The following is a 505-nucleotide window of genomic DNA, read 5'->3' on the forward strand; positions in this document are numbered from 1 at the left end:
GGTCAGGGTCGCGCTGCCGCCAGGGGTGATGATCGTTACGTTCACTGCGCCCGCGGCATGAGCCGGTGTGGTGGCCGTGATGGTCGTGGCGTTGTTGACGGTATAACTGGGGGCCGCCGTGCCGCCGAAGCTGACCGAGGTGGCGCCGGTAAAATTGCTGCCGGTGAGGGTGACGGCGGTGGCGCCAGCGGTGCTGCCGGAGTTGGGGGCAACCGAGGTCAGGGTCGGGGTCGCCGCGCCGGTAACCTCCAGGGTATAGGTGGCGACCCCGGCCTGGTTTCTGCCGTCATTCAGGGAAATGTTGAAGGTGTAGTTGCCGGCGATGGTAGGTGCACCATGCAGCGTGGTGGTCGGACTGTTGGGTGAGGCATCGAGGATCAGCCCCGGTGGCAGGCAGGGGGCCGTATCGTCTGGATCGTCGATATCACACTGGTACCACTGATCCAGGGGCATTTCACCGCCGCTGGAAAGGATCTGGATACTCATCGACTGGCCCACCGTGACC

Annotated in this window: 1 protein-coding gene; it reads right to left on the reverse strand. The window is 64.8% G+C overall.

From position 1 onward, the window contains the following. Nucleotides 1-486 (reverse strand): IPT/TIG domain-containing protein (locus F6S12_RS32840; protein WP_315870001.1); only part of this gene is annotated, 486 nt, incomplete at its 3' end. Nucleotides 487-505: the final 19 nt, after the last annotated feature.

It is taken from the genome of Pseudomonas sp. JV245A (assembly GCF_032424515.1).
Classification (GTDB): Bacteria; Pseudomonadota; Gammaproteobacteria; order Pseudomonadales; family Pseudomonadaceae; genus Aquipseudomonas; species Aquipseudomonas protegens.